Genomic DNA, 17475 nt, shown 5'->3' on the forward strand with positions numbered 1-17475 from the left:
CGTGCCCCTGGATTGGGTCATAGTGTCTGTCCGTCCTCTACCTGCGGCGGAGTAGTCATTGCACTCATTGGGGACAGACTTAAATGAGTAGTCGTTAGGGATATTCTTGTTTGACTAGTCGTTTAAGAACGTCCCCAATGACTACCCATGTCGTGGTCGGCAGCCGTGCGGCACCGGTCCGCGTGGCGGCGTATAATCGGCGGCAGATGACTTGGACGTTAGGAAACCATGACCGATAGCATGCAACAGACGGCGCTCGACACGCTCGGCGCCTATTTTGGCTACACCTCGTTTCGCCCGGGACAGGACCGCATGGTCGATGCGATCCTTGCCGGTCGCGATGCGCTGGGTGTTATGCCCACGGGCGCCGGCAAGTCCATTTGCTACCAGGTACCCGCGCTCATGCTGCCCGGCATCACCTTTGTGGTGAGTCCGCTGCTGTCGCTTATGGAGGACCAGACCCGCGCGCTGCTCGCGGCGGGTGCGCGCCCCAGTTATCTCAACTCCAGCCTTACTCCGGCCCAGCAAAACACCGTGCTCAAGCGGGCGCGCGAGGGCCGCTACCAGCTTATGTACGTGGCGCCCGAGCGCTTGCTCGAGCCACGCTTTTTGGCCTTTGCGCAGGAGGCCGCGGCGGACGGCGGCATTGGCGTGCCGCTCGTGGCCATTGACGAGGCCCACTGCGTGAGCCAATGGGGCCAGGATTTCCGTCCCGCCTACCTGCAGATTCGTGAGTTCATCGATTCCCTGCCGCAGCGCCCCATCGTGGCGGCCTTTACCGCTACGGCGACTGAGCGTGTGCGCGCGGACATTCAGCAGATGCTCGGCCTGCAAAATCCCGCGACGGTGGTGACGGGCTTCGATCGCAAGAACCTCTACTTTGGCTGCGAGGAGATGGGCGACAAGGCCAAGGCCGCGTGGGTGCGCGACTATGTGATCGCACATTCGAGCGAGAGCGGCATCGTGTATTGCTCGACCCGCAAGACCGTCGATGAGCTCGCCGGCGAGCTTGCCGAGGCGCTGGGCCCCAGCGGCATTCACGTTGGTCGCTACCATGCCGGCATGGGCAACGACGCCCGTCGCCAAAGCCAGCGCGCCTTTATCGACGACGATATCCAGGTGATGGTTGCCACCAACGCCTTTGGCATGGGCATCGACAAGCCCAACGTGCGCTACGTGATTCACAACAACGTGCCCGAGAGCATCGAGGCATACTACCAAGAGGCGGGTCGAGCCGGCCGCGATGGAGACCCGGCCAGCTGCCATCTGCTGTGGAACGGTAACGATTTTCGCATGCGTCGCTTTTTGATCGACCGCGGCGATGCTGCCGATGAGGCGCTCGACGACGAGCAGCGCGCGTGGGCGCTCCAGAATCGATATCGCCTGCTCAGCCAGATGGAGGGCTACTGCAATACCACCGGCTGCCTGCGCGAATACATGCTGCGCTACTTTGGCGACGAGGCCGCGGCCGAGCATGCTGCCGCGGCTGGTGCGGGCAGCACCGCCACGGACGACGCCGAGGGCTGCGGCAACTGCAGCAACTGCCTCACGAAGTTCGAGGTCGAGGACGTCACCGATATGGCCCGCGCCGCCGTGCGCTATGTGGCCACGCGACCCATGCGCTTTGGCAAGTCGCTGATCGCTGATGTGCTCCACGGCGGCAACACCGAGCGCATTCGCCAGATGCATCTGGACGAGGACCGCGGCTACGGTGAGCTGTCGAGCGAATCGGTCGGGCGCATCAAGGACATCATCGGCCAGCTGTGCGGCCGCGGTTATTTGGCAACCTCGCAGGGGCAGTACCCGGTCGTGGGACTGGGTCCGCGTGCCGGCGAGGTCGAGGATGAGGCGTTCGCCTTTACCGTTAAGCGTCGCGCGTCCAAGCGCAAGGCCTCGGCTCGCGCCCGCCGTGCGGTGGATCTGCTGCGCGAGGAGGCTGAGCTGGATCAGCGCCCGCGCGTGGGCGACGATGCCGAGCTGTTCGAGCGCCTGCGTGCCTTGCGCAAGGAGATCTCGACCGAGCTGGAGATGGCGCCGTACATGGTCTTCTCCGACAAGGCTCTGCGCGGTCTGTGCCGCCTGCGCCCGCAGACGCGCGACGAGCTTATCCAGGTCAACGGCATTGGCGAGAAAAAGGCCGACGCCTTTGGCGAGCAGTTTATGGCGGCGATTGAAGAGTTTGAATCCGAGCATGCACGGGATGGAGCGTAACGATGGCAACCGACGATAAAACCGGCCGCGCTGGCGCGTCCGCCGTGCCGCTGTACCAGCAGGTCATGGACGACCTAAAGGGCGAGATCGCGCGCGGCGTGTACCCTGCCGGTTCGCGCATTCCTGCCGAGATGGAGCTCGCGAAGTCCTACGGCGTGGGGCGCATCACCGTGCGCCGTGCCATCGAGGAGCTGTCGCGCGCGGGGTATCTCCACCGACAGCAGGGGAGGGGCACCTTTGTGTGCGCTCCCAAGCTCAAGCGCAAGATTGTCCAGAAAGGCGACGTCCAGAGCTTTTCCGAGGGTTGCGCCGCCAACGACATGGTGGCCGGAGCGCGCCTGGTGTCGCGCACGGTGGTTGCGGCGACGCACGAGGACGCGGCATTTTTTGGCATGGAACCCGGCTGCGAGCTCATCGTGGTCGAGCGCGTGCGCACGGCGGATGGCGTGCCCGTCATGCTCGAGAACAACGCCTTTGTGCTGGCCGACCATCCCTACCTGCAGACGCTGGCCGATAAGGACCTCACCGATAACTCGATCTTTGCGCTCGTTGCCGAGCATTCGGGCCGCGCGCCGCTCAAGTCCGACCCCTGCACCGTGGAGATTGCGCTGGCGGATGCCCAGACGGCCCCGCTGCTGGGGGTGCCGGTCGGCGAGCCGCTCTTCTATATGGAGGCGTACTTTACCGATGCAGACGAGCGCCCCCTGCTGCTCGGGCGTCAAAAGATCGTGGGCTCGCGCTACGTGTTCGACATCTAGCGGTCATAAATAGAACAACATAGAACAAATTTGGTGAAATGACTTCACCGGTGACAGCTTGCGTGCTATAAATAGAACAATATAGAACGACAGCAGGTACGAGCTGCTGTCGTTCAAAGCTGCCACATAAGGAGGAGCGTCACGGTGAACGCACACGATCTGATTCAGGAAATTATCGAGCGCAAGGGCAAGATTGAGAACGTGTTTTGGATCGCCTGCGGCGGTTCGATGATCGACCTGATGCCGGCTAACGAGCTGCTCAAGCGCGAGGCCACTACGTTTGCCTCGACGGTCTACACCGCGCGCGAGTTTTGCCTGATGGCCCCCAAGAGCCTGGGGCCGAAGTCGCTCGTCGTCGCCTGCAGCCACAGCGGTAACACGCAGGAGGTCGTTGACGGCTGCGAGATGGCGTTGGCTGCCGGCGCCGAGGTCATTGCCATGACCGACTGCGAGGGCTCCAAGATCGACAACGGCAAGTGGACCACCTGGGTCTATCCGTGGGGCGAAGGCGTGTCGCAGGCCGAGGTACCGCAGGGCATCGGCGCTCTGATCGCCGCCGAACTGCTCCACCAGCAGGAGGGTTATGAGGCGCTTGCCGACATGTACGCCGGCCTTAAGCAGATGGATGCGCTGTTGCCCGCTGCCCGCGAGAAGGTCAACGCCGAGCTGGGCGATCGCTTTGCCGAGCTCTGCCAGCAGCACAAGTTCTTCTACATCCTGGGCTCCGGCCCCAACTTTAGCCAGACCTACGCCATGGCGATTTGCTCGCTCATGGAGATGCAGTGGCAGCACTGCTGCTACATCCACTCCGGCGAGTATTTCCACGGTCCTTTCGAGGCTACCGAGCCCGGCGTGTTCTACTTTGTGCAGCTCGGATCGGGCGAGTGCCGCCCCATGGAGGAGCGCGCGCTGGCGTTCCTCAACACGCACACCGATACGGTCATGGTGCTCGATGCACTCGAGTACGGCGTGGGCGAGGTGCCCGCCAGCGTGCGTTCATACCTGGAGCCGATCTTCTTCTACAACATGAGCTGCGAGCTGCGCGCCGCCCGCGGCAAGGTGTTCGACCACAGCCCCGAGGTTCGTCGCTACATGGGCATCGAGCAGTACTAAGTAACGGGAAAACCATTCACCTTCGATTCGCAAGGGCGCAGCGCGAGTCAAAAAAGCGGGCCGCGCCGGGGATTTCCGGCGCGGCCCGCTTGGTATCGCGCTTAGATTCGCGAGGTGTCGCGGCAACCGACGCTTACTTGGCGTCGTAGGCCTCGGCATCCCACCAGTCGAGCTGGGCGATGTTGTCGCGGATGTGCTGGCAGCTCTTGTGGAAGCCCTCGAGCTCGTGCTCGGAAAGGTCGAGCGTGTAGACCTCCTCGACGCCCTCGGCGCCGATCACGCACGGCAGGGAGGTGAAGATGCCCTCCTCGCCATACTGGCCGGTCATAAGCGTAGAGGCCGAAAGCACGGCGTGCTCGTTGTGCAGCACGGCGGCACAGACGCGCGCGGCGGAGTTGGCGACGGCGTACTCGGTGCACTGCTTGCCCTGGTAGGTTACGTAGCCGCCCTTGCGTGCGAGCTCCTCGACCTCCATGTGGTCGAAGGCGTACTTGTCGGGATTCTCGGCCTGAAGCTCGTTAAGGCTCTTGCCGGCGATGGTCGCGGCCTTAAAGGCGGCAAGCTGGCTAAAGCCGTGCTCGCCGATCATGTAGGCGTCGATGGACTTGGGGCTCACGCCGACCTTCTTGGAGATCTCGGTGCGCAGGCGGGCCGAATCTAGGCCGCAGCCCGAGCCGATGATCTTCTTGGGATCGTAGCCGGTCAGGTGCCACAGCTCGGTGCACACGACGTCGCAGGGGTTGGAGATGCTCACGAAGATGCCGTCGAAGCCGGCGTCGACAATGCGCTTGGCAAAGGTGCGCGCGGCGTCGGTGGTAAAGAACAGCTCGCCGTCGCGGTTACCAGCGGCCAGCGCGACCTTGCCGGCGGCGTTGACGATGACGTCGCAGCAGGCCAGCTCCTCGTAGTGGTCGTAGCAGTTGACGATCTTGGTGTTGTACGGGACAAACGAAAGGGAGTCGCGCAGGTCCTGGACCTCGGATGTCACCTTGGCCTCATTGATATCGCACAGGTACAGCTCATCGGCAATGCCCTGCATGAGCAGGCTGTTGGCGACATGTGCTCCTACGTGGCCCTGGCCGACCACACCGATCTTACGCGTCTGGTACATATATGTATCCTTTCGGCCGAGTTTTTCGCGTCGAACCATTGTAGCGTCCTGCCGCCACTTTGCTAGGCTAAAGCGCCGTAGATTTTTGGGACATGCCTTAATCTCTACTTTTGGAGTGATTTGGGCCGCTGGCGGCATCACTGGGCGATGTGCTCGCGCGGATGGGGCCGCTCGTTGTACCATAGCTGCAACTGACTCGTAAGGAGCATCCATGCCCATTCGCATCCCCGACGCCCTCCCTGCCGCCGCGCAGCTCGAGAGCGAGAACATCTTTGTCATGACCGAGTACCGCGCGCTGCACCAGGACATCCGTCCGCTGCGCGTGCTCATCCTCAACCTCATGCCCACCAAAATCGCCACCGAGACGCAGATCATGCGCAAGCTCTCCAACACGCCGCTGCAGGTGGAGGTGGACCTGCTGCGCACCAAAACGCACGAGGCCACGCACGTGAGTGCCGGCCACCTGGAGACGTTCTACCGCACGTTCGACGACATCCGCGACATCCACTACGACGGCCTGATCATTACGGGCGCGCCGGTGGAACAGATGCCGTTCGAGGAGGTCGACTACTGGCCCGAGCTCTGCCAGATCATGGACTGGTCCACCACGCACGTGCACTCCACGCTGCACATTTGTTGGGGCGCGCAGGCGGGGCTCTACCATCATTACGGCATTCAGAAGTACGATCTACCGGCCAAGGCAAGTGGCGTGTTCGAGCATTATCTGGTGAAGCCGCAAAGCCCGCTGGTCCGCGGCTTCGACGACCGCTTCTATGCCGTGCATTCGCGCAACACCGATGTGCGCCGCGAGGACGTGGAGGCTGAGCAGCAGCTTGAGGTCGTGGCCGTGTCCGACGAGGTAGGCCTGTACATCGTCAAGTCGACCGACAGCCGCCGCTTTTTTGTCTTTGGTCATCCCGAGTACGATACCGACACGCTGCGCCTGGAGTACGAGCGCGACGTGAAGCGCGGGCTCAACCCTCAGGTGCCGGCGCATTACTTCCCGGGTGACGACCCCACCGCCGAGCCGCGCAACGTCTGGCGCAGCCAAGCTCAGTTGCTCTACACCAACTGGCTCAACTATTACGTCTACCAGACCACGCCCTACGACCTGGCCCGCGCCGGCGAAGAGCACTAGGCCGTCGGGAGGTGTGCCAGCCGTTAGGCGCTGATGATGTGGGGTAGCGGCTGGTCGTGGGTATCGGTGGGAACGTGGTCGACACGCTGTTCGTCAAAGGCGATGCCGATGATTTGACATGCGGGCGAGAGCATGGGCAGGTAGCGGTCGTAGCAGCCGCCGCCGTAGCCCAGGCGCGCGCCGGCGCGGTCGAAGGCTACGAGTGGCACGATGGCCATGTCGAGGGCCTCTGCAGACACGATAGGGAAGTGGTCGCTGTCGATGTCCATGGCCGCGAAGGCCCGCGTGGGGTGGGCGATAAACGGAGCCGAGGACGCATCGTCGACAGCAACTGCCCGCATGCACATGCGCTGGCCACAAGCTGCGGCATCAATTGCCGAGAGCATGCACGGATAGGCCACGCGCCAGCCGCGTTTGACGGCCGCAGCGGCAAACGCGGCTGGGTCGACCTCGGAACCCATCGCGGCATAGATGGCAACGGTGTGCGGCGCCGCGGCATCCAGGCGGCCCAGCAGCTCAATCAGCCGCGCACAGATAGCGGCAGACTTCGCCGCGCGCAAGTCCAAATCAAGAGCATCGCGCCGAGCAATCACCGCCCGTCGCAACTCAGCCTTATCCATCCCAGCTCCCTCTCCCAAACCTACCAAAAAGGGACAGGTTTATTTTGGCAGGTTTTATCTGGGCAAACGTCGAAGCCGCCGCAAAGGCGCCCTTTGTGGCGGCTTCGACTCGACGTTGGCTTCACAGCGCCGCAGCGATCGCTTCAGTCACAAACTTATTGAGTGACTCACCCTTCTTTGCCGCCGCCAACGCTGCTTGCTTGTGGAGCTCAGAGCCCGTTCTTACGTTGAACGAGCCCTTAAAAGCCCGCTCGGGTTCCTTGCCCTTCTCGGCGCAAAACTCAAGGTAATCGTCGACGGCGTCGTGGAAGCATTGCTCCACTTCTTCAGCCGTGGAGCCTTCAAATACGATTGCGTCCCTAATGCCGGCGACCATACCTGTTAGCACATGCTGTTCGGCATCGAACTCGACCGGGGCGAAATAACCCTTGTATGCTAAAACGTTACTCATGACTACCTCCGACATCTTGCAGAAAGCGAACGATGTTTCGAATGGTCCCCGCTGTCAATTCGTCAGATGGATGAGGCGCGTGCATTACGAACATCCTGCCATCTGATGGCCTGTAGAAGCGAACGCGCGATCCGGATGTCTTGCCTTTGCTGTCCATTTCAAAGCCATATGAAGCCATAACTTTAAGAAAGTCAGCGAATCTATACGTTGAAGGACAGCTAAGCAGCTGGGCGATGAGTTTATCGGATCGAGTCATCCCGCCTCACATTCTGCAACTATATTCTAGTTGCAATTTCAGTTTGATGCAAGCACCTCTACTATAGAACATGTGTTCGTATAGAACAAGTGTTCAAATCACAACTGAGGAAGGAGACAGGCACCTTTGTGGTGGTCTGTGCTGTGGAGTGGGCGTCTGCAGCGGTTTGTCTCAATCTGTAACAGTAACTCGGCAAAATTGGACCTAGATGTTACAGATTGAGACAAACCGCCGCGGTGGGCTGCGCCGCCCCGTCCAAGCCGCAGAAAAAAGGTAGATTTTTAGGCATGTCCTAAAAATCTACCTTTGTGCGTTAAGCGAACAGGTCGACTATGTTGAAGTTGGCGTTGCTCTTGGCGATGACGTCACGGCCGCCAAAGACGCAGGTCGGCGACTCGGCTGCGATACGCGTCACGTCGGCGCCGAGCGAGCGCAGCTCACCGGGCGTGGCGGCGAGCATCTGGGCGCGGCGCTTTTCGCGCGCGTTGGGATCGAGTCCGGCCAGGTAGGTCGTGTTGCGGCGCTTGGTGAGCGCGTAGGGCTTCACCGGCGCGTCCATGCCGCTCACGCAGCTCACGATAAATCCCTCAAAGGCGGCCTCGTCGGGCTCAAAGCTGCCAAGCCATGCACCCGCGCGCTCCACGCGCTCAATCGAGGGGTCGATTGCCGGGTCGCGGTAGGTGTAGAACGCCGTTTGACGCTCGCCAGCCGCGCGGAATCCGCAACCGTATGCGCCGCCCTTCACACGGATCTCGTTCCACAGGTAGTCGTAGGAGAGCGCGTTGGCGGCAACCGCCCAGGCGCCCGTCACGTCGAGTCCCAAGCGACGCGGGTCGCACGCGCTTGCCGCAAAGCAAATGTCGCTGGGGATGACGAAAGCCTCGTGACGGTCGCGCGGCGTCGGCACCACGAGCGCGTTGCGGCCGGCATCGGCGCCGTCGCCTGCGCCAAGCCCCAGGTCGCCCGCGGCATCCCAGTACGCGTCAAAGTCCTCATCGCTGCCGGTAAAGCTCGCCATGCAGCCGTCGGCCACAAAGATGCGGTCTGCCAGCTCGGCAAGCTTGGCACGCAGGCCGTCCAGGCGCTCGTCAAAGTGCTCGAGCAAATCGCGCAGGAACAGGTAGAAGTCCACGCCCGAAAGCTGCTCGCGCACCACGGCCGAAGGCGAGGTGTAGCTCATCGCGCGGCCGAGTGCCGCCGAGTGTCCGTTGTTGATAAAGCCCTGCTCAAGCCCAATGCGAATCTGCGTGAGCACGTCGCGCACGCGGTCGGCGTCAGCATCGAGCAACAGCGTGCTCGACCACACCTCGCGCGGCAGGCTCGCCAGCGCGTCGATCTTTTCGGACAGGGCGCCGGCGCTCACCAGCAGGTAGGGGCGCACGCCGTCCACGTCGGGCTGCGTCATGACCTCGGTCGTAAAGCTCAAAAAGCCCAGCTTGCCGGCGAGCAGATTGTCGAGTTCCTCGGCCGAGTGCTCGCTCGTGGGCAGCTGTTTGAGCAGGCGGCAGAGTAGCGTCACATAGGGCAGGTCCTCAAATGCGACGCAGCTCAGGTCGAAATACTGCATGGCGTAGGCCAGGCGGTTGGTGGGGATGCCGTGGCGCAGGCAGGGGATGGGCGCGGTCGTGTCTACGACCAGCGGCGGCTCGGGGCGCGCCTCGCCAATGTCGGACACGCGCAGGCGCGGCAGCGTGGCCTTGTCCTCGGGCGTGTCCTCGGCCTCCTGCGCGGCACGCAGCGCAGCCGTGCGCTCGACCACGTCGGCCAGCTCGGCATCGGTCATGGCGCCGCGCTTGGCTGCCAGCTCGGCAGCTTCGGCGCCCTCCGAACCCTCAGCGGCGTCCACCGGAACCAGCTCGACCAGCGCCATGTGGTCGTTCTCCAGCACGAGCTCGCGCAGAAGGTCCTCAAAGTAGCTGCCTTCCAGCTCGCCGCGCAGCTCCTCGTACACCGGGCCATACTTGAGCGCCAGCGTCGCGGCGTCGTCATCGTAGAGCCAGGTGCTCAGCGCGTCGCACGCAATGGCCACGCCGTCGGCGATACCGTAGTCGCGCTGGCGCAGGTCGTATTCGTTGCTGCTGATGATGGCCTCCAGGCGCTCGCGCGGAACGCCGTGCTCGCACAGGTCGCGGCAGGCGTCCTGGAACACGCGGCGCAGCTCGCGCGCCACGCCGGGCTGCGCGTTTTGCAGCATGATGAGCTCGTAGGGCTGCAGGCTTTCGGCCGCGGTGTAGCTCACCACGTTGCCGCCCAGGCCGGCGGCCAGAATGGCCTTCTTAACCGGCGCTTCGTTGGAGCCCAGCAGCGCCTCGAACAGGATGTCCGCGGCGATCGTGCGCTTGCGGTCGAGTGCGCTGCCCAGCACAAGGCCCAGGCCCACCAGGGCGTTTTCGGGCGTGGTGGCCATCTCGACGCGCTTATACTCGCAGGTCACGGGTGTCTGCACGACCAGCGGATTGGGCGCCAGCGCAGACGGGTCCTCGCCGGCGGCGACGGCTGCGTCCATGCGGCGGCTCGCGGCGCTCGACTGCGACAGATAGCGCTCGTCCAAAAAGGCCAGCGCGCGGTCCACGTCCAGGTCGCCGTAGAGCGTGATGTAGGAGTTGGAGGGGTTGTAATGGCGCGCGTGCGTGTCCAGGAACTGCTCGTAGGTGAGCGCGGGAATCGCGCGCGGATCGCCGCCGCTCTCGTGCGCATAGGCCGTGTCGGGGTAGAGCGCGGCGTTGACGGCGTCGTCCAGCACGCTCATGGGGTCGGACAGCGCGCCCTTCATCTCGTTGAACACTACACCGTTATAGCGCAGCGTGCCCTCGCGCAGGCTGGCGGCGCTGCCGTCGCCGCCAGCGCCCTCCGGCAGGTCCAGCTCGTAGTGCCAGCCCTCCTGCTCAAAAATGGTGGGCTTGGTATAGATGGCCGGGTTGAACACCGCGTCCAGGTACACGTCCATCAGGTTGTACAGGTCCTGCTCGTTGGTGGTGGCAACGGGGTAGATAGTCTTGTCGGGGTAGGTCATGGCGTTGAGGAACGTCTGCATGGAGCTCTTGATCAGGTCCACGAACGGCTCCTTGACGGGGAACTTGGCCGATCCGCACAGCACCGAGTGCTCAAGAATATGGAACACGCCAGTGGAATCGGCCGGCGGCGTCTTAAAGCCAATGGCAAAGGCCTTGTTTTCGTCGTTGCACGCCAGGTGCAGCAGGCGAGCGCCCGAGGTGGTATGGCGCAGCACGTAAGCGTCCGAGTCGAGCTCGGGCACGGTCTCACAGCGCTCGACGGCAAAACCATGGCAGGTGGTACCGGGCACCAGCAGCGCGGCGGCAGCGGCGCGCGGGTCGGTTGAGGTAGTGGGCATATGCAGTCTCCTTTGGCGCCCCAACGGGGGCGAATCGAGTCGAATCCCCGAGAGTATACCCATATGGGGCCTTCGACCAATCTGCCGGATGAGCGTGGATTATCTGGCACACGAGCGTGGAAATTCGGACGTCTGCCGCATGAGCGTGGATTTTCGGACGAAATCGGCCGCCAAAAGCCCAAAAACCGTCCAAATATCCACGCTCGCGCGTCAAGTACGTATCTCTCACCTCACATTCATCTCTACGATGAGGGATGAATGTGAGACAGGTAGAAGATAAAAATCAATCGGCTTATCGGATGCATATACCGCCATCAGATTGAAGCTGTATGCGGAAATGGATGGACTCTACACCGCTTACGCAAAATAACCCCTCGTTTGCTAAAACATTATAGGAAATGGCGTGGAATGCTAAAAAGTTCTAATACAATATAAGTCATTTATCTATAGGCTGCTGATTCCTTGTAAAGGTATGGTTGATATGGTTGAGGCAAATAGCGTTATCCCCCTGTACAAACAGATTGTTCGTGCGCTTTCTGATTCAATCGCCAACGGCACGTACCGCCCGGGAGATAAGCTTCCGACCGAGGCGGAGCTTATCGAGCAATTTGGCGTGAGCCGAATAACGGTTCGCTCCGCAATTAAAGAAATGGAAGATGCTGGGCTTGTTGAGAGGGCCCGCGGCAAGGGCACGTTCGTTTCGTCGGACACGCAGATGTATGCCGCGGACGACCGTGAGAGCTTTACCCATTCGTGCCAGCTTGCGGGCAAACAGGCGTCTACCAGGGTTCTCGAAATGGGCTGGGACTTCCCAAGTCTGCGAGACGCGAAGTTCCTGGGCGTAGACGATACCCAAAAGGTATTGCGTAGCCGTCGTCTGCGCCTTGTGGATGGCAAGCCCACGATGCTGGAAACCAATAGCTATTCCGCTGCGCTTTCTTTTTTGGAGCATGAGTCCCTCGATGATTCGCTGATGGCGGTACTCGATCGCCAGGGGATCAAGATGGGTCCCAACACGCGTACGCTCGAGGTCTGCTATGCGAGCGAGCTCGAGGCGGCATACCTTAACGTGGAGCTGGACTCTTCGCTGCTTCTGTTTGTCGATAGACGTTATGCCCCAAGTGGCGAGCCGCTTTTCATCTCCCGTCAGGTGTACTGCACCGAGCGACTGAAGTTCTATTTGTAAATTAGCGATAGATTGGTCGATTTACCGACCAATTGTTACCGTTCGCGGATTTGGAAAATAGACACACCACGTAGGGTAGATTGCTAATATACTTTGTTATGACAATATAGTACGTCCTATTGGTATTGGAGAACTATGAATAAGATATTGCTAGCGAGTCATGGTTATCTCGCCCAAGGCATGAAAAGCTCTCTGGAGATTCTGATGGGCACCAACGACCGAATCGAGTGCCTGTGCGCCTATGTCGATGACGATTCAAGGGACGTCGCGGCGTTGATTGATGCATGGATGGAGACGAGGGACCCTGCCGACTCTTGGTTTGTCGTGACTGACATCTTTGGCGGCTCTGTAAACAACGAATTCATTCAGAGGCAGACCGACGGATCGTTTACGTTAATCGCTGGAATGAACTTGCCGCTGCTGGTGGAAATGGTTACACAGCTGGACTCCCTGGATGCGGACAAGGCCAAAGCCGCGGTCGAGGGATCGCGTTCGTTTATTCAGCTTTGCGAGGCGGCGGACATGCTTGCCGGCGCCGAGGAAGAAGAGTTCTAGTTAGTTCTGGTTCGAGCCCTAGCTAGGGGCCACACCTGTCATTCCCTTTATCACGTGCGGAGATGATAACGATGATTAAGCTTACGAGAGTTGATTACCGACTGATTCACGGCCAAGTTGCCATGTCCTGGACTCACGCTTTGGATGTAGATTGCATCTTGCTTGCCAGCGATGCTGTGGCAAAAGACGACATGAGGAAGGCGGCCTTGAGGCTCGCCCGCCCCAACGGCGTTAAACTCGTCATCAAGGATGTTGACGCTGCTATCGAGGCGCTCAACAGCGGCGTTACCGACAAGTATTCGCTGTTTATCATCACTGAGACGATTGAAGATGTCTATCGTCTCGCTAAGGGTTGCAAAGACATCAAAGAGATCAATCTGGGCGGAACCCGAAAGACCCCTGAGACCACGCTTCATCCGACCCCTGCGATCTTTGCGACCGAGAAAGATGCCGAGCATATCCAAGAGCTCCTGGGCGATGGCGTGGCCATCGAAATCCGTCAGGTTCCCAATGACGCTAAGGTGTTTGCCAAGGACGTTTTCTAGCCGGAAACACGTTGATGCTCGGCATTTATTGAACCAATGCTCTATGCCTATGCCCGTCGATCATTTGATCGGCGGGCTTTTTATTAAAGAAAAATCAAAAAAAATCTGAAATAGTTCTTGCATAGTTAGTTATATAAAGTATTATAACGTCATGGGATGAATGAAGGGTTCATCCAAGTGAGTTAGGAGTAAGGGATGTTCAATTTCGATGAGCCTCGTTACGAGAAGGTTGTGAGCGATGCCCTCGCTCTCCGTCCTCAGATTGAGGCTGCCGTGGACGAGGTCTGCGAGCAGGGTTATTCCAACATCTTCTTCATCGGCTGCGGCGGCACCTGGGCCCACACGCTCCCGATGAAGTATTGGGTCGAGACCACCACGGCCGACGTCGATGTCCACTGCGAGATCGCCGCAGAGTTCCTCGCCTGCCCGCCCAAGACCTTCAACAAGGATTCTGTCTGCGTCTTCTCCACCCGTACCGGCACCACCCCCGAGATCATTGAGGCTGCCAAGTTCTGCCAGGAGCAGGGCGCCCGCACGCTGATGTATGTCTCCAACGACAACACCCCGGCCACCGAGTACGCCGATTACAAGTTCTTCAGCTTCGCCGAGGACGACGTTCTGTGCGAGGCCATCTACACCTACCAGATCACGCTGGTCGCCCGCTTCCTCAAGAACGCCGGCGCCTTCCCCAAGTACGACACCTTCATGGAAGAGTTCGGCAACATCGCTCCGTACCTCATCAAGGCCAAGGACGCTCAGGACGAGCGCTGCGCCGCCATGGCCGAGGACTTCAAGGACACCGATTACCACATGGTGATTGGCTCCGGCATGCTCTGGGGTGAGGCCTACGACTACGCCATGTGCATCCTCGAGGAGATGCAGTGGATCAAGACCAAGTCCATCCACGCCGCCGAGTTCTTCCACGGCACCATCGAGCTGTGCGAGGAAGGCACGAGCCTCATCATGCTCTACGGCGAGGACGACACCCGTAAGCTCATGGACCGCGTGGACAACTTCACTCACATGCTCGCCGACGAGAAGGGCGTCAACGTCCGCGTGAACAAGTTTGACACCGCCGAGGTCGAGCTGCCGTTCAGCGACCCCGAGTTCCGCAAGATCGTCTCCCCGATGGTCACCTACACCATCACCGAGCGTCTGAGCTGCCATCTCGAGCACGTCCGTAACCACCCGCTCACCACGCGTCGTTACTATCACCAGATGAACTACTAATCCTCTCAAATTGCTGCGGTTGTCTGCAGGCGAGCTGCGCAGAATGCCTCGCCTGCAGACCTGTTTCTGGGGTTGATCGAAATGGTTGTCCAGTATCTTCTAGTTGCACTGGTCGCATTTATTGCGTCCATGGACGAGCAATTATTTGGCATTACGATGCTTGGTCGTCCGCTGTTTACGAGCCTGTTTGTCGGCTTGATCCTTGGCGATGTCCAGCAGGGCGTTATCGTCGGCGCTGCTTTGGAGTCCATGTTCATGGGCGCCATCATGGTCGGCGCGGCGGTTCCTCCCGAGGTCTATGCCTCCGGCGTGCTTGGCTGCGCGTTTGCCGTCATTACGGGTACGGGCACGGCAACTGCCGTCGCGCTCGCCCTTCCCGTCTCCGTCTTCCTTCAGGTGTGGCGCAACTTCTGCTACGCCGTTCCGGGTGCCTTTGCCTGCAAGAAGATTGAGACCGCTCTGGCAAATCGCGATCTTGCCAAGGCGAATCTGTACCATCTGACCATCGTGCCGCTGTCGATTGGCATTCCGTCTGCACTGCTGGTGTTTGGCTCGCTGTTCTTTGGTGCCGACCTTATCAACAATGCGCTCAACGCGATTCCGCAGTTTGTGATGGACGGCCTCAACGTTGCGTCCGGCGTCATGGTCTGCATCGGCTTCGCTCTTCTTATCAGGACCATGGGCGATAACAAGCTCCTTCCCTGGCTGTTCCTGGGCTTCATTATGGTCATCTACCTCAAGATGGACGTGGTCGGCGTCGCCGCAGCTGCCATTTGCGTCGCGCTGCTCCTGGCCTTCCGCGAGGGCTCGTCCGGTCCGCAGACGGTTGCTGCAGATGAAGAGGAGGACTTCTAATGGCTATCCAGAACACCGACCTCAAAGAGGCCAAGAAGGACGCGATTATGACTCCCGATATGTATCGGAGCATGTTCCTTCGCCAGTTTACGAGCCAGTGCTCGCAGTCGTACGACAAGATGATGGCAATGGGCTTCATGTACACCATTCAGAAGCCCCTGCGAAAGATCTATCCCAACGACGACGATTACTATGCGGCGCTCGATCGCCATGCCGAGTTCTTTAACATCACGCCTCATGTGCTTCCGTTTGTAGCCGGCCTAACGGTTTCGATGGAAGAGCAGGCGGCTGCCGATAAGAACTTCGACACGTCCTCGATTAACGCCATGAAGGTCGGCCTTATGGGACCGCTTTCCGGCATCGGCGATTCGTTCTACTGGGGTACGTTCCGCGTGGTTGCCGCCGGCATTGGTATTGGCATCGCTTCGACGGGCAACCCGCTCGGCCCCATCGTGTACGCGCTCATCTACTCCGTGATTAACTTTGCAACGCGTATCGTCGCCGCCCATCTGGGTTACGACTTGGGAACCAAGTTTTTGCAGCAGTCCGAAGAGAGCAACCTTATGTCTCGCATGACGCATGCTGCCGGTGTTCTCGGAATGACCGTTATCGGCGCCATGATTGCGGCACAGGTCTCGCTGTCCACGGCTTTGACCTTTGACGTGGGTGGTTCGGAGATTGTCCTGCAGGATCTGTTCGATTCGATCTTCCCCGGTCTGCTGCCCTTGCTGGCAACGTTCGCTTGCGTTGCCCTCTATAAAAAGGGCGTCAAGACCATTTGGATCATCTTGGGCATCTTCGCAATCTGCATCATCGGAACGGGCTTGGGAGTGTTCGCGGCGGCGTAATGTTGACTGCTATGCTCGCGCGTTGGATAACTAACTGACCGTTTGAAAACGGGGCTCGGCGTAAGGCCGGCCCCGTTTTTTATTTGAGGGATTTTCCGACCGTCCAAAAAATCACACTCGTCCATCACTCACGCATCTCTCGTCTCTCATTCGTCACTAACACGAGAGATAGCTGAAAGATGAGAGATAAATATGAGAGATAGCAATGCTGCAAGATGGCTGAGGGATCGAGGCAAAGTTCCCGTATACATGTGTTTACCTGTACGAACGTGATTTGATTGAACCGATAACGGTAATTTTGTCTCTCATCTCTCACTCATCTCTAAGCTGAGAGATAAATGAGAGACGAGAGATAATTACGAGAGATAGCTGAGAGATAGACAGACAGACAGACGGTCTGTCGGGAACATGCATCGCCGCCAGATTAATGCCGCGCGCGGAGCAGCTGCGCGTTCACCCGCGCCTCACATCCCGCCATTTCACGTGCCGCACATCGAAACCTGCAGCAAAGCAGGTACAATAGCCCAATGTGCATCGCGCACGACGATGATATCGGCGCCCGCGACTGGGGGAGAATACATGGCAGAGCAACAGATAACGCCGGGGACTAAGCTTCAGGTGGCATTCGACGTGCCCATGGGCCAAAAAACCGACTTCAACATGCTCGCCACGTACAAAGAGAACCTGGACGACGCGTACTTTCTTATGAGCGCGCCCATGCTCGCCGGCAAGCCGCTCATCATGGACGAAAACCAAAAGCTGCTGCTGCAATACAAAGTGGGCGAGGAGACGTTCGTGCTCGCCGGCTACCCCGAGTCGGTCGAGAAAAAAGGTATCCGCACCTACTGGAAAATGCGCAAAGTCGCCGAGCAGCGCAGCTTTGTCAAGCGCCGCGACGAGCGTTTTAAGGTCGCCATGCGCCTGACCTACCAGCGCGACAACGCGCCGACCCCCGAGCCGGAGGATGCCATGACCATTGACGTCTCGGCCGGCGGCCTGGCCATCTACCTCAACGATTACCCCGACGTGGGCGAGGCCCTGGCCGTGCAAATGCCCACGATTCGCCTGCAGGGCGAGCGCCACGAGCTGCCCGAGCAGCTGGGCATCGTGTGCTGGGTGCGCCGCGCGCCCAAGGGCAGCCTGTACCGCAACGTCTGCGGCCTGCAGTTCCGCTACGCCGACGACATGGAGCGCGAGCTCGTCAAAGAATACGTCGGCTACATTCGCACCAAATATAAGATCTGAT

Annotated in this window: 16 protein-coding genes; 11 read left to right on the top strand and 5 right to left on the bottom strand. The window is 60.0% G+C overall.

Translation table 11 applies throughout. The features are described from left to right. The first annotated feature begins 228 nt into the window (after positions 1-228). From DXD56_RS06705 to DXD56_RS06715, 3 genes are all read left to right on the top strand, one after another. A complete protein-coding gene (locus DXD56_RS06705) occupies positions 229-2211 on the top strand; it encodes an ATP-dependent DNA helicase RecQ (RefSeq protein WP_117640657.1) in 1983 nt (660 codons plus the stop codon). A 2-nt stretch (positions 2212-2213) separates the two neighbouring features. Continuing rightward, the gene (locus DXD56_RS06710) at positions 2214-2969 is read left to right on the top strand and encodes a GntR family transcriptional regulator (RefSeq protein WP_117640658.1); all 756 of its coding nucleotides are present in this window, start codon (positions 2214-2216) and stop codon (positions 2967-2969) included. A 144-nt stretch (positions 2970-3113) separates the two neighbouring features. Next, a complete protein-coding gene (locus tag DXD56_RS06715; RefSeq protein ID WP_117640659.1) occupies positions 3114-4082 on the top strand; it encodes an SIS domain-containing protein in 969 nt (322 codons plus the stop codon). Positions 4083-4215: 133 nt separating this feature from the next. Here DXD56_RS06715 and DXD56_RS06720 read toward each other — a convergent pair whose 3' ends face one another. Beyond that, the gene (locus DXD56_RS06720; RefSeq protein ID WP_117563734.1) at positions 4216-5193 is read right to left on the bottom strand and encodes an L-lactate dehydrogenase; all 978 of its coding nucleotides are present in this window, start codon (positions 5191-5193) and stop codon (positions 4216-4218) included. Positions 5194-5404: 211 nt separating this feature from the next. Here DXD56_RS06720 and metA point away from each other — a divergent pair, with 211 nt between their 5' ends. After that, complete coding sequence (metA, locus tag DXD56_RS06725) at positions 5405-6331, top strand: homoserine O-succinyltransferase (protein WP_117640660.1); 927 nt, start codon at positions 5405-5407, stop codon at positions 6329-6331. Between the two features lie 23 nt (positions 6332-6354). On the opposite strand, the gene DXD56_RS06730 is transcribed toward metA, so the two are convergent. The 4 genes from DXD56_RS06730 to DXD56_RS06745 form a co-directional block, all read right to left on the bottom strand. Next, positions 6355-6951 (bottom strand): 5-formyltetrahydrofolate cyclo-ligase, encoded by a 597-nt coding sequence (locus DXD56_RS06730; RefSeq protein ID WP_117640661.1) that lies wholly within the window; start codon positions 6949-6951, stop codon positions 6355-6357. A gap of 121 nt (positions 6952-7072) precedes the next feature. Next, the gene (locus tag DXD56_RS06735; RefSeq protein ID WP_022094981.1) at positions 7073-7402 is read right to left on the bottom strand and encodes a type II toxin-antitoxin system HicB family antitoxin; all 330 of its coding nucleotides are present in this window, start codon (positions 7400-7402) and stop codon (positions 7073-7075) included. Further along, positions 7395-7658 (bottom strand): type II toxin-antitoxin system HicA family toxin, encoded by a 264-nt coding sequence (locus DXD56_RS10310; RefSeq protein ID WP_084591735.1) that lies wholly within the window; start codon positions 7656-7658, stop codon positions 7395-7397. Before DXD56_RS10310 ends, DXD56_RS06735 begins: the two co-directional genes overlap by 8 nt. A gap of 313 nt (positions 7659-7971) precedes the next feature. Next, positions 7972-11010, bottom strand: coding sequence for an insulinase family protein (locus DXD56_RS06745; protein WP_117640662.1), 3039 nt, complete (start codon positions 11008-11010; stop codon positions 7972-7974). 481 nt (positions 11011-11491) lie between these two features. Between DXD56_RS06745 and DXD56_RS06750 the strand changes: the two genes are divergently transcribed. From DXD56_RS06750 to DXD56_RS06780, 7 genes are all read left to right on the top strand, one after another. After that, positions 11492-12196 carry a GntR family transcriptional regulator gene (locus DXD56_RS06750; RefSeq protein ID WP_117563729.1) on the top strand — a complete coding sequence of 235 codons (705 nt, stop codon included), beginning with the start codon at positions 11492-11494 and terminating at the stop codon, positions 12194-12196. 135 nt (positions 12197-12331) lie between these two features. Then, positions 12332-12751, top strand: a complete 420-nt coding sequence (locus tag DXD56_RS06755) for a PTS sugar transporter subunit IIA (RefSeq protein WP_117629024.1) — start codon at positions 12332-12334, stop codon at positions 12749-12751. 71 nt (positions 12752-12822) lie between these two features. Beyond that, the gene (locus tag DXD56_RS06760) at positions 12823-13296 is read left to right on the top strand and encodes a PTS sugar transporter subunit IIB (protein WP_117634363.1); all 474 of its coding nucleotides are present in this window, start codon (positions 12823-12825) and stop codon (positions 13294-13296) included. A 195-nt stretch (positions 13297-13491) separates the two neighbouring features. Then, complete coding sequence (locus DXD56_RS06765) at positions 13492-14526, top strand: SIS domain-containing protein (protein WP_117640663.1); 1035 nt, start codon at positions 13492-13494, stop codon at positions 14524-14526. 81 nt (positions 14527-14607) lie between these two features. Beyond that, the gene (locus tag DXD56_RS06770; protein ID WP_117563725.1) at positions 14608-15381 is read left to right on the top strand and encodes a PTS sugar transporter subunit IIC; all 774 of its coding nucleotides are present in this window, start codon (positions 14608-14610) and stop codon (positions 15379-15381) included. After that, positions 15381-16229: a PTS system mannose/fructose/sorbose family transporter subunit IID gene (locus DXD56_RS06775; RefSeq protein WP_199411563.1), complete on the top strand. Its 849-nt coding sequence runs from the start codon at positions 15381-15383 to the stop codon at positions 16227-16229. The genes DXD56_RS06770 and DXD56_RS06775 overlap by 1 nt, the downstream gene beginning before the upstream one ends. A gap of 579 nt (positions 16230-16808) precedes the next feature. Continuing rightward, on the top strand, positions 16809-17474 hold the full coding sequence (locus tag DXD56_RS06780; RefSeq protein WP_158549369.1) for a PilZ domain-containing protein: 666 nt from the start codon (positions 16809-16811) through the stop codon (positions 17472-17474). The last annotated feature ends 1 nt before the right edge of the window (position 17475 follow it).

It is taken from the genome of Collinsella sp. TM06-3 (assembly GCF_003436395.1).
Taxonomy (GTDB): Bacteria; Actinomycetota; Coriobacteriia; order Coriobacteriales; family Coriobacteriaceae; genus Collinsella.

Excerpts from the sequence above, each read along its gene's own strand:
- metA (WP_117640660.1), top strand. The coding sequence starts at position 5,405 with ATGCCCATTCGCATCCCCGACGCCCTCCCTGCCGCCGCGCAGCTCGAG.
- DXD56_RS06745 (WP_117640662.1), bottom strand. The coding sequence starts at position 11,010 with ATGCCCACTACCTCAACCGACCCGCGCGCCGCTGCCGCCGCGCTGCTG.
- DXD56_RS06710 (WP_117640658.1), top strand. The coding sequence starts at position 2,214 with ATGGCAACCGACGATAAAACCGGCCGCGCTGGCGCGTCCGCCGTGCCG.
- DXD56_RS06750 (WP_117563729.1), top strand. The coding sequence starts at position 11,492 with ATGGTTGAGGCAAATAGCGTTATCCCCCTGTACAAACAGATTGTTCGT.
- DXD56_RS06720 (WP_117563734.1), bottom strand. The coding sequence starts at position 5,193 with ATGTACCAGACGCGTAAGATCGGTGTGGTCGGCCAGGGCCACGTAGGA.
- DXD56_RS06760 (WP_117634363.1), top strand. The coding sequence starts at position 12,823 with ATGATTAAGCTTACGAGAGTTGATTACCGACTGATTCACGGCCAAGTT.
- DXD56_RS10310 (WP_084591735.1), bottom strand. The coding sequence starts at position 7,658 with ATGACTCGATCCGATAAACTCATCGCCCAGCTGCTTAGCTGTCCTTCA.
- DXD56_RS06770 (WP_117563725.1), top strand. The coding sequence starts at position 14,608 with ATGGTTGTCCAGTATCTTCTAGTTGCACTGGTCGCATTTATTGCGTCC.
- DXD56_RS06780 (WP_158549369.1), top strand. The coding sequence starts at position 16,809 with ATGGCAGAGCAACAGATAACGCCGGGGACTAAGCTTCAGGTGGCATTC.
- DXD56_RS06735 (WP_022094981.1), bottom strand. The coding sequence starts at position 7,402 with ATGAGTAACGTTTTAGCATACAAGGGTTATTTCGCCCCGGTCGAGTTC.
- DXD56_RS06705 (WP_117640657.1), top strand. The coding sequence starts at position 229 with ATGACCGATAGCATGCAACAGACGGCGCTCGACACGCTCGGCGCCTAT.
- DXD56_RS06775 (WP_199411563.1), top strand. The coding sequence starts at position 15,381 with ATGGCTATCCAGAACACCGACCTCAAAGAGGCCAAGAAGGACGCGATT.
- DXD56_RS06730 (WP_117640661.1), bottom strand. The coding sequence starts at position 6,951 with ATGGATAAGGCTGAGTTGCGACGGGCGGTGATTGCTCGGCGCGATGCT.
- DXD56_RS06755 (WP_117629024.1), top strand. The coding sequence starts at position 12,332 with ATGAATAAGATATTGCTAGCGAGTCATGGTTATCTCGCCCAAGGCATG.
- DXD56_RS06765 (WP_117640663.1), top strand. The coding sequence starts at position 13,492 with ATGTTCAATTTCGATGAGCCTCGTTACGAGAAGGTTGTGAGCGATGCC.